The following is a 9,154-nucleotide window of genomic DNA, read 5'->3' as shown; positions in this document are numbered from 1 at the left end:
CCGACGCGGGCGCGGTCACCCTCCTGAGCGCAGGTGCCACCGCCGCGGTGATCACCCTGGTCACCGGCTTCCCCGAGGGCTGGCATCCACTGTCCGGACAGGTCGTCAGCTGGCTGGGCTGGTTGTCGCTGCCGCTCGACCTCGTCTACGTCGTCCGCTACATCGACGGGTACTCGCACGCGTACATCGTCACGGTGGGCCATCACCTGCAGCACCAGCTCGCCACTGCAGCGCTCGGCCTCACCGCGGTGGTGCTCGTCGGCTGCTGGCTGGCCGCCCTGCGCGGACGGCCGTGGGCCTGGCTCGCCGCCGCCCTCGGCGGCGCCGTGCTGTGCTCGACGGCCGTCGAGTCGTGGTACCTGCTCTGGCCCTTCTTCGTCGTCGCCCTGCTCGCCCGGCGGCGCCGCGACCTCGCGATCATCGCCGCCGTCTCACTCGGCTTCGTCTTCGGCATGGGGCCCGAGGGGTATGCCATCACGCACAACGTCGCCGCCGTGCCCCTCTTCGGCATCGCCGGCGCCGCGGCCGCGCTCTGGTTGCGCCGCTGGGACCTCGCCCGCCCTGCAGCCGGTTCCGTCACGCCGCCACCGTCAGGTGCCCCGAGGTGATGACCCGGAACGCGCTGTACGCGCGCAACGAGACGCACGCCTTCCCGGCGACGACGGCGTACGCCACCAGATAGGCGTTGAGGTCGCCGTCGACGAGGAAGAACTGGTCGATCTCGTCCGGCGCATAGAGGGCCCAGGTGTTGTCCCGGCTGTTGGCGATGTGGACGAGCGCACCTGACCCGCGCGTCGTGGTCGTCTTCACCTGCACCCGCTGCACCAACCCCTCGAAGTGCACGAGCAGGTCGTACCGGCAGGGCTCGAGCGGCCAGGACACGGCGGCGCCGCGCAGCATGAACCAGCTCGCGGCCAGCATCGAACCGGCCACGCGGATGCACTCCACGCGCGGCTCGGCCTCGAACACGCCGCCGGGCGAGGGCATCGGTCGTCGGGGCCCGAGGTGCGACACCGCCAGGCCCAGGCGTTGTGCATGGGCCCGCAGTGACGTGAGCGTCCCGCCACCCTCGGCGAGTCGAAGCCGGTTCGCGACCGTCGCCCACGTCTCGGCGGTGGCGACCGCCTCCCGCAACTCGTCGTCCGACCAGCGGCGGCCCGCGGTGAAGTGGGTGTGGTCGAGCCCGAGCCGGGCGGCGCGGCGCTGCACCGAGCGCATCGTCCCGGCCGAGCCGGGATTGAGGCCGAGCTGTCGGAGGACGGCGCGCCACGAGCGTGCGCCGGCGATGGCACGCGTCAGGTCGTCGTCCGAGTACATGGGCATGCGGCGGACCGTAGGACCGACCACTGACAAGAACCGATGTCGCGATGGTCGGGGCGACAGGATTTGAACCTGCGACCTTCCGGCCCCCAGCCGGATGCTCTACCAAGCTGAGCCACGCCCCGTAGCCCGCGCACGAGGCACCGGACCGCGCATCAGCCTACCGCAGGGCCGCAGGGCGTCCGCGCGTGCCAAGGGACGCCGTCGCCGATCGCGCGGGTTAGGGTCGGTGCGTCATGACGGCGGGAGGTGCGGTGGAGTCGGGCCAGGTCGCAGGGACGCAGCTGCCGCCCGCCGCTGCGTCGACCGACCGGCTGTGGACGGTGCCGAACGCCCTGAGCCTGCTGCGCCTCGCCGGCGTGCCGGTGTTCCTGTGGCTGCTGCTCGGCCCTCACGCCGACGGCTGGGCGCTCGCGATCCTGTTCGTCTCGGGGTTCACCGACTGGGCCGACGGCGTGCTCGCCCGCAAGCTCAACCAGACCAGCCGGATCGGTGCCCTGCTCGACCCGGCGGCCGACCGCCTCTACATCCTGGCCACCCTGCTGGGGCTGGTGCTGCGGCACATCATCCCGTGGTGGCTGGCCGTCGTGATCGTCGGCCGCGACGTCGTGCTCGGGCTCTGCCTGCCGCTGCTGCGGCGCGCGGGCTACGCGCCGCCGGAGGTGCACTACCTCGGCAAGGCGGCCACGTTCTGCCTCCTGTACGCGTTCCCCTTCCTGCTGCTCGGCGCGCACCACGGCACGGTGGCCGACGTCGCGCGTCCGATCGCGTGGGGCTTCACGCTCTGGGGCACCGGGCTGTACCTGTTCGCCGGCGCCGTGTACCTGCACCAGGTCGCGGGGCTCGTGCGCCGTCCCGTGCGATGACCGGCGCACCCCGCTTCGTCTCGCCGCAGCAGCTGCTCGACCTGGTCGCCGACACCCTCGACCCGGGCTACGCGGCCGCGGCGGCCCGCCGCGGGCCGCAGCCGGCGACGCGGTGGTACGACCGCCCGGCGGTCGGCATCGGCTGCCTGCTCATCGGCTTCGTGCTCGTGGTCGCCTACGTGCACACGCACCGCGGAGCGCCCGAGGCGGCGAAGCTGCGCGACTCGCTGGTCGCTCGGGTGCGGACGGCGGAAGCGACCACCGATCGGCTCACCGGGCAGCTCGACGCGGACGAAGCAAGGCTGAGCCGGTTGCGCAAGGCGGTGCTGCCGAGCGACCTCGAGCGGCGGCTGACCGCCGACCAGCTCGCCGCAGGCACGGTGGCGGCCACCGGGCCGGGGCTCACCGTGACCCTGGACGAACCGTCGTCCAGGTCGGCGCCGCCCGCGCGCGGCGGCACGGTGCCGATCACGGCGACGAATATCCTCACCGACCGGGACATCCGCAGCGTCGTCAACCAGCTGTGGGCCGAGGGTGCGGAGGCGATCGCGGTCAACGACGTGCGGCTCACGCCGACCAGCGCCATCCGGTTCGCGGGGGAGGCCGTGCTCATCGACTTCCGGCACATCACGCCGCCGTACGTGATCGCGGCGGTCGGCAACGCCGACGACCTCGCGACCGGCTTCGCGGCGAGCGCGGTCGCCAGCCGCTACCAGACGCTCAAGGGGGTGGACGGGATCGGGTTCTCGTTCGGCGAATCGTCCCGGCTCACCCTCCCCGCGGCCCCACCGCTGAGCCCGCGCTACGCGAAGGCCGGCCGATGATCGCCGCGCTCGCGCTCGTCGCCGGCATCGTCCTCGGGTTGGTGTTCCGCCCGACCGTGCCGACGTGGATGGAGCCGTACCTGCCGATCGCGGTCGTCGCTGCGCTGGACGCGGTCTTCGGCGGCGTGCGCGCGCGCCTCGACCGGGTCTTCGACGCGAAGGTCTTCGTCGTCTCGTTCATCTCCAACGTCCTCGTCGCGGCCCTGATCGTGTTCCTCGGCGACAAGCTCGGCGTGGGCGGGCAGCTGTCGACCGCGGTCGTCGTGGTGCTCGGCATCCGCATCTTCGGCAACGCCGCCGCCATCCGCCGGCACCTGTTCCGGGCCTGACATGGCCGACGAACCGAGGCCCTCGCCGAGGCCGGCCGACGACACGCCGCAGCCCCCCGGCGCTGTGTCGCCGGGACGCCCGCCCGACCGGCGTCGTGCGATCGGCGCAGCGCTGCTGATCGGGTTGCTCGTCGGCGTCCTCGGGTTCGCGATCGCCGTCCAGGTGCGGCAGAACTCCGGTGCCGACAGCCTGTCCGGGCTGCGCGAGGAGGACCTGATCGGCATCCTCGACAACCAGAACAACCAGGCCGAACGGTTGCGCGCGCAGATCGCCGACCTCGAGACGACGCTGCGGCAGCTGCAGAGCAGCGGCGACCGCACCGCCGCCGCGCAGCGCCAGGCGGCGCAGGAGGCCGAGGCGCTCGGAGTGCTGCTCGGCAAGCTGCCCGCGCACGGCCCGGGGAGCGTCGCGACGAGCACCGACCCGGGGCGCCAGCTCTAGGCCGAGGTCCTGCTCGACGTCGTCCAGGAGCTGCGCGGCGCCGGCGCCGAGGCGATCCAGATCGGTCCGGTGAGGGTCGGCACGAACACCGCGTTCGTCGACGGGCCGGGCGGGGTGAGCGTCGACGGCACGGCGATCACGGCGCCCTACCGCGTCACCGCGATCGGCGACAGCACCACGCTGGACACGGCGCTCAACATCCCCGGTGGCGTGGCCGCGGCGGTGCGGGCCAAGGGTGGCGACGTCGCGGTGAGCCGCCGGTCGACGGTGTCGATCGCCGTGACGCGCGCACTGCCGACCGACCACTACGCACGGCCGACGCGCTGATCGCGTCCGCGGGCGGCGTCGGTAAGGTCGGCGGCGTCACGCAGCGTGACACCAGCGCGGCACGGAAGGACTGCCATGTCGGACGTCCCGGACGACCTCAAGTACACCGCCGAACACGAGTGGGTGCGCCTCGCCGAGGGCGCTGACGGGCCGCTGCGCGTCGGGATCACCGACCACGCCCAGCAGGCCCTCGGCGACGTCGTCTACGTGTCGCTGCCCGAGGTCGGCGCCGAGATCGCGAAGGGCACGGCGATCGGCGAGGTCGAGTCGACCAAGAGCGTCTCGGACATCTACGCCCCGGTGAGCGGCACGGTCGCGGCGCGCAACGACGCCCTCGACGCGACGCCGGAGCTCATCAACAGCTCGCCCTATGGCGACGGCTGGCTGATCGAGATCACGCCCAGCGACCCGGCCGAACAGGACGACCTGCTCGACGCAGGGGCCTACGGCGCGCTCGCCGGCTGACCGGCGCCGCGCGTCGACGGAGCGGGCCGCGCTGTCGGCTCGACCTCTGATTGACCCTTGCACATCGGCGCGCCTAGGCTCGGACATTCCGACGTGACCCTCGTCGGAACGGGCCTGTCGCCGCGCGCCGCCCCCAGCCCAGCACGGAACCGACACGAAGGACGATGCACGTGTTCTGCACCGCATGCGGCACGGAGAACCCGTCCGGCAGCCACTTCTGCGCCAACTGCGGCGCCGCCCTGCCGACGCAGTCGGCCGGCCCGGACGCGACCGGCGTGATCACCAGCGTCACCACCACGGGTGACCTCAGCGGCGTCGAGAACGAGTTCTCCGCCGAGGCGCACCAGGGTGCCGTCGACGCCCTCACCCCGGGGTCGGCGCTGCTGGTGGTGAAGCGCGGGCCGAACGCCGGCAGCCGGTTCCTGCTCGACCAGGACGTCATCTCGGCGGGTCGCCACCCCGACAGCGACATCTTCCTGGACGATGTCACCGTGTCCCGGCGGCATGCGGAGTTCCGGCGCGAGGGCAGTGGTTTCACCGTCCACGACGTCGGCTCACTCAACGGCACCTACGTCAACCGCGAGCGCATCGACGCCGTCCCGCTCTCGGGCGGCGACGAGGTGCAGATCGGCAAGTTCCGGCTCGTCTACCTGACCGCGGCGGTCCGGACGGGTGCGGGGGCGCCGCGGTGAGTGCTGCGCTCAACGCTCGCAGTTCGTCCGGGACCGGCGGTAGTGGCACGTTCACGATCGGTGACGTGCTCGCCGCCCTGCGCGGCGACTTCGCCGACCTGACCATCAGCAAGATCAGGTTCCTCGAGGCCGAGGGTCTGGTGCGTCCCGAGCGCACACCGGCCGGCTACCGCAAGTTCTCGGCCGGCGACGTCGAGCGGCTGCGGTTCGTGCTCTCGCAGCAGCGCGACAACTACCTGCCGCTGCGCGTGATCAAGGAGCAGCTGGACAAGGTCGACCGCGGCCTGGCGCCGGCGCCGTGGGCCGTCTCGCCGGCCCGCCCGGCGACCCAGCCGGTCGACGGGGCGACGGCCGAGTCGTCCGGGGCGCCGCGCCGGCTCACCCGCGAGGAACTGCTGCAGGCGTCCGGGTTGCGCGCCGACCAGCTGATCGAGATCGAGCAGTTCGGGCTCATCGGCAAGCGCCCCGGCGGCGCCTACGACGACGACGCGCTCACCGTGGCGAAGCTCGTCGCCGACCTCGGCCGGTTCGGCCTCGAGGGGCGGCACCTGCGCGCGTTCCGCACCGCGGCCGAGCGCGAGGTCGGCCTGTTCTCGCAGGTCGTCGGCCCGATGGCCCGGCAGCGCAGCAGCGAGGCCCGGGCGCGGGCGGAGGAGACGGTGCGCGAGCTCGCGTCGCTGTCGATCCGGCTGCACGCCGCGCTCGTCCAGGTGGGCCTGCGCGAGGCGCTCGGCGGGGCCTGAAGGCCCACCCGGCCGCGCGTCCGCGGTGTAGCGTCGGAAGCCGAAAGGTCGTAGGGACGAGGAGGCAGTCGTGCATCCGATGCGGGTCGTCGGCGTCCGGGTCGAACTGCCCCAGAACCAGCCGGTCGTGCTCCTGCGCGAGGAGGACGGCGTGCGCTACCTGCCGATCTGGATCGGCGCCGTCGAGGCCTCGGCGATCGCCTTCCAGCAGCAGGGCGTGCAGACCGCCCGGCCGCTCACGCACGACCTGCTCAAGGACACGATCGGCGCCCTGGGCGCCCGGCTCGAGGCCGTGCACATCACCGAGATCCGCGACGACGTGTTCTACGCCGAGCTCCGCTTCACCGGCGGCGTCACGGTGAGCGCGCGGCCGTCGGACGCGATCGCGCTGGCGCTGCGCTGCGACGCCGCGATCCTCGGCTCGGACGCCGTGCTCGACTCGGCCGGCATCGAGATCCCGGACGAGCAGGAGGACGAGGTCGAGAAGTTCCGCGAGTTCCTCGACCAGATCTCGCCCGAGGACTTCGCTGCCGACGGGTGATCTTGGTCGGCCGGGACGGGTAGGGTCGACCTCAGGTCGACGGTTCACCCCGGCGCGTCGCGTTGACTCGGTCGCGGGTCGCCGCCTACCGTCGGTCGAGCCACGAATCACCACCGTGGCATTTCCGTCTCCGCCGACACTCCTGCCGGCGGCGGCCGGAGGATCGAGGCGGTGGTGACGGTGGGCCCCGAAGGAGGTCAGAGATGGACGAGGGTGTCGAACGCCCCGGCCGCGAGCTGCCGGAGCAGGGCGCGCTGTTCGCCGATCCGGTCGAGCACGAGCAGGAGCTCGTGGGCTACCGCGGTCCGACGGCCTGCTCCGCCGCGAACATCACCTACCGCCAGCTCGACTACTGGGCCCGCACCGGCCTCGTCGTCCCGTCGATCCGCTCGGCCACCGGGTCGGGCAGCCAGCGGCTCTACTCCTTCAAGGACATCCTCGTCCTCAAAGTCGTGAAGCGCCTGCTCGACGCCGGCATCTCGCTGCAGAACATCCGCGTCGCGGTCGACGCGCTGCGGCTGCGCGGCGTCGACGACCTCGCTCAGCTGACCCTGCTCTCGGACGGCGCGACCGTCTACGAGTGCACCTCGAACGAGGAGGTCGTCGACCTCCTGCGCGGCGGTCAGGGCGTCTTCGGCATCGCGGTGAGCGGTGCCCTGCGTGAGCTGCGCGGTTCGCTCGCGTCGCTGCCGGCCGAGCGCGCCGACGGTGCCGTCGAGGACACGCCGGAGGCCGCGGCCGTCGACGAGCTGTCGCGCCGCCGCTCCGCCCGCAGCGCCACCGCCTGACGCCCGCGCCACACCGCCGCGGGTCGCGTCCCACCGGCGCGGTGGCCTGACGGCTGGTACCGTCGGCGACGGCTGTTCATCCCGCGCGGGAGAGCTGCGTCAGCAGCGCCGAAGGGGCAACCTCCCCGGAACCTCTCAGGCACCAGGACCGCGCGGTGCAGGCCACTCTGGAGGGCGACCGCCCGACAGACGGGGATCCACCGATCGGCGCGATCGGCGGATCGGACCGTCGCCCGGGAGTGTGCGTGACCGCCAACCCTCGCCTCGAGGTCGAGACTGCTCCGTCCTCCCTCGGACGCTTCGCCGACCGGCACATCGGCCCGACGGCCGACGACCGCGCGCGCATGCTCGAGACGGTCGGGTACGCGTCGATGAGCGACCTGCTCGCCGCGGCCGTGCCGGCGTCGATCCGCGAGAAGCTCAGCCTCGCCCTGCCGCCGGCGGCGACGGAGGAGGAGGCCGCGGCCGAGCTCCGGGCGCTCGCCGACCGCAACCGGGTGCTCACCCCGATGATCGGGCTCGGCTACTCGGGCACGGTGACGCCGGCCGTCATCCGCCGCTCGGTGCTCGAGAACCCGGCTTGGTACACGGCGTACACGCCGTACCAGCCGGAGATCAGCCAGGGCCGCCTCGAGGCGCTCATCAACTTCCAGACCATGGTCGAGGACCTCACCGGCCTGCCGGTCGCGGGCGCCTCGGTGCTGGACGAGGCCACCGCGGCCGCCGAGGCGATGGCGCTGGCGCACCGCGCGTCGCGGAAGGGGTCGGTGTTCGTCGTCGACGCCGACGCGCTGCCGCAGACGATCGACGTCGTGCGCACCCGCGCCGAACCGCTCGGCCTCGAGGTCGTCGTGCAGGACCTCGCCGACATCACCACAGCCGCCGGCCTTCCCGAGGGCACGTTCGGCGTGCTCGTGCAGTACCCCGGCGCGTCCGGTGCCGTCCGCGAGCTCGACCCGGTGGTCGAGGCGGCCCACGCGGCCGGTGCGCAGGCGATCGTGGCGGCCGACCTGCTCGCGCTCACCCTGCTGCCCTCGCCCGGTGAGGCCGGCGCCGACATCGCCGTCGGCACCACGCAGCGCTTCGGGGTGCCGCTCGGCTTCGGCGGCCCGCACGCCGGCTACCTCGCCGTGCGCTCGGGTCTCGAGCGGCAGCTGCCCGGACGCCTCGTAGGCGTCTCGGTCGACTCGTCCGGCCAGCCGGCCTACCGGCTCGCCCTGCAGACCCGCGAGCAGCACATCCGCCGTGAGAAGGCGACCTCGAACATCTGCACCGCGCAGGTACTGCTCGCGGTGATCGCGTCGATGTACGCCGTCTACCACGGCCCGGACGGGCTGCGCGCGATCGCGCGGCGCGTGCACCAGCGGGCGGCCACCCTCGCCGAGGCCCTGCGCGCCGGTGGCGTCGAGGTCGGCGACGCGCCATTCTTCGACACCCTCACCGCCCGCGTGCCCGGCCGCGGCGAGGCCGTCGTCGCGGCCGCCCGCGACGCCGGCATCAACCTGCGGCTGGTCGACGACGACACCGTCGGCATCGCCTGCGACGAGACGACCACCGACGCGCACCTCGCCGCGGTCTGTGGGGCGTTCGGTGTCGCCGCGCCCGCCGAGACCGTCACCGCGACGGCGTTCGGCGCCGAGCGGACGACCCCCTTCCTCACCCACCCGGTCTTCACGCAGCACCACTCCGAGACCGCGATGCTGCTCTACCTGCGACGGTTGTCCGACCGAGACTACTCCCTCGACCGCGGCATGATACCGATCGGCTCGTGCACGATGAAGATCAACGCCACAACCGAGATTTAGCCGGTGACAAAC

At 73.1% G+C, this 9,154-nt stretch carries 13 protein-coding genes, 1 tRNA gene and 1 riboswitch; of the genes, 12 read left to right on the top strand and 2 right to left on the bottom strand.

Going from position 1 to position 9,154, the window contains the following annotated elements; all coding sequences use genetic code 11:
* The coding region (locus ACTHMS_RS19495; protein WP_440308322.1) for a hypothetical protein at window positions 1-608 on the top strand (608 nt) is incomplete at its 5' end.
* Here the strand turns inward: ACTHMS_RS19495 and ACTHMS_RS19490 are convergent.
* A complete protein-coding gene (locus ACTHMS_RS19490) occupies window positions 577-1,323 on the bottom strand; it encodes a group I intron-associated PD-(D/E)XK endonuclease (protein ID WP_440308321.1) in 747 nt (248 codons plus the stop codon). The two genes, ACTHMS_RS19495 and ACTHMS_RS19490, sit on opposite strands and share 32 nt — an antisense overlap.
* Before the next feature lie 45 nt (window positions 1,324-1,368).
* A tRNA-Pro gene (locus tag ACTHMS_RS19485) sits at window positions 1,369-1,445 on the bottom strand.
* 111 nt (window positions 1,446-1,556) lie between these two features.
* Between ACTHMS_RS19485 and ACTHMS_RS19480 the strand changes: the two genes are divergently transcribed.
* From ACTHMS_RS19480 to gcvPA, 11 genes are all read left to right on the top strand, one after another.
* On the top strand, window positions 1,557-2,186 hold the full coding sequence (locus tag ACTHMS_RS19480; protein WP_440308320.1) for a CDP-alcohol phosphatidyltransferase family protein: 630 nt from the start codon (window positions 1,557-1,559) through the stop codon (window positions 2,184-2,186).
* The gene (locus ACTHMS_RS19475) at window positions 2,183-3,010 is read left to right on the top strand and encodes a DUF881 domain-containing protein (protein ID WP_440308319.1); all 828 of its coding nucleotides are present in this window, start codon (window positions 2,183-2,185) and stop codon (window positions 3,008-3,010) included. The genes ACTHMS_RS19480 and ACTHMS_RS19475 overlap by 4 nt, the downstream gene beginning before the upstream one ends.
* Window positions 3,007-3,339, top strand: coding sequence for a small basic family protein (locus ACTHMS_RS19470; protein WP_440308318.1), 333 nt, complete (start codon window positions 3,007-3,009; stop codon window positions 3,337-3,339). The genes ACTHMS_RS19475 and ACTHMS_RS19470 overlap by 4 nt, the downstream gene beginning before the upstream one ends.
* 1 nt (window position 3,340) lies before the next feature.
* Complete coding sequence (locus tag ACTHMS_RS19465) at window positions 3,341-3,781, top strand: hypothetical protein (protein ID WP_440308317.1); 441 nt, start codon at window positions 3,341-3,343, stop codon at window positions 3,779-3,781.
* A 9-nt stretch (window positions 3,782-3,790) separates the two neighbouring features.
* A complete protein-coding gene (locus ACTHMS_RS19460; RefSeq protein ID WP_440308324.1) occupies window positions 3,791-4,108 on the top strand; it encodes a DUF881 domain-containing protein in 318 nt (105 codons plus the stop codon).
* 75 nt (window positions 4,109-4,183) lie between these two features.
* Window positions 4,184-4,573, top strand: coding sequence for a glycine cleavage system protein GcvH (gcvH, locus tag ACTHMS_RS19455; RefSeq protein WP_440308316.1), 390 nt, complete (start codon window positions 4,184-4,186; stop codon window positions 4,571-4,573).
* Window positions 4,574-4,743: 170 nt separating this feature from the next.
* On the top strand, window positions 4,744-5,265 hold the full coding sequence (gene odhI, locus ACTHMS_RS19450; protein WP_440308315.1) for an oxoglutarate dehydrogenase inhibitor Odhl: 522 nt from the start codon (window positions 4,744-4,746) through the stop codon (window positions 5,263-5,265).
* Entirely contained in the window at window positions 5,262-6,008 is a 747-nt protein-coding gene (gene ftsR / locus ACTHMS_RS19445) for a transcriptional regulator FtsR (RefSeq protein ID WP_440308314.1), read from the top strand. The genes odhI and ftsR overlap by 4 nt, the downstream gene beginning before the upstream one ends.
* A gap of 79 nt (window positions 6,009-6,087) precedes the next feature.
* Complete coding sequence (locus ACTHMS_RS19440; RefSeq protein ID WP_440308323.1) at window positions 6,088-6,549, top strand: bifunctional nuclease family protein; 462 nt, start codon at window positions 6,088-6,090, stop codon at window positions 6,547-6,549.
* A 203-nt stretch (window positions 6,550-6,752) separates the two neighbouring features.
* Entirely contained in the window at window positions 6,753-7,337 is a 585-nt protein-coding gene (locus ACTHMS_RS19435) for a MerR family transcriptional regulator (protein ID WP_440308313.1), read from the top strand.
* Between the two features lie 76 nt (window positions 7,338-7,413).
* Window positions 7,414-7,498, top strand: a riboswitch (glycine riboswitch).
* 84 nt (window positions 7,499-7,582) lie between these two features.
* Window positions 7,583-9,142, top strand: coding sequence for an aminomethyl-transferring glycine dehydrogenase subunit GcvPA (gcvPA, locus tag ACTHMS_RS19430; protein WP_440308312.1), 1,560 nt, complete (start codon window positions 7,583-7,585; stop codon window positions 9,140-9,142).
* The last annotated feature ends 12 nt before the right edge of the window (window positions 9,143-9,154 follow it).

Origin of the sequence: Jatrophihabitans sp. (genome assembly GCF_051960575.1) — a bacterium.
In the GTDB taxonomy this organism is placed as follows: domain Bacteria; phylum Actinomycetota; class Actinomycetes; order Mycobacteriales; family Jatrophihabitantaceae; genus JBQCEE01.
Note: the sequence above shows the minus strand (reverse complement) of the source record. Positions and strands in the feature narration are given on the sequence as shown.

Coding starts and splice junctions, on each gene's coding strand:
- gcvH (WP_440308316.1), top strand. CDS start 4,184: ATGTCGGACGTCCCGGACGACCTCAAGTACACCGCCGAACACGAGTGG.
- ACTHMS_RS19435 (WP_440308313.1), top strand. CDS start 6,753: ATGGACGAGGGTGTCGAACGCCCCGGCCGCGAGCTGCCGGAGCAGGGC.
- ACTHMS_RS19440 (WP_440308323.1), top strand. CDS start 6,088: ATGCGGGTCGTCGGCGTCCGGGTCGAACTGCCCCAGAACCAGCCGGTC.
- ACTHMS_RS19480 (WP_440308320.1), top strand. CDS start 1,557: ATGACGGCGGGAGGTGCGGTGGAGTCGGGCCAGGTCGCAGGGACGCAG.
- ACTHMS_RS19470 (WP_440308318.1), top strand. CDS start 3,007: ATGATCGCCGCGCTCGCGCTCGTCGCCGGCATCGTCCTCGGGTTGGTG.
- ACTHMS_RS19490 (WP_440308321.1), bottom strand. CDS start 1,323: ATGCCCATGTACTCGGACGACGACCTGACGCGTGCCATCGCCGGCGCA.
- ACTHMS_RS19465 (WP_440308317.1), top strand. CDS start 3,341: ATGGCCGACGAACCGAGGCCCTCGCCGAGGCCGGCCGACGACACGCCG.
- ACTHMS_RS19475 (WP_440308319.1), top strand. CDS start 2,183: ATGACCGGCGCACCCCGCTTCGTCTCGCCGCAGCAGCTGCTCGACCTG.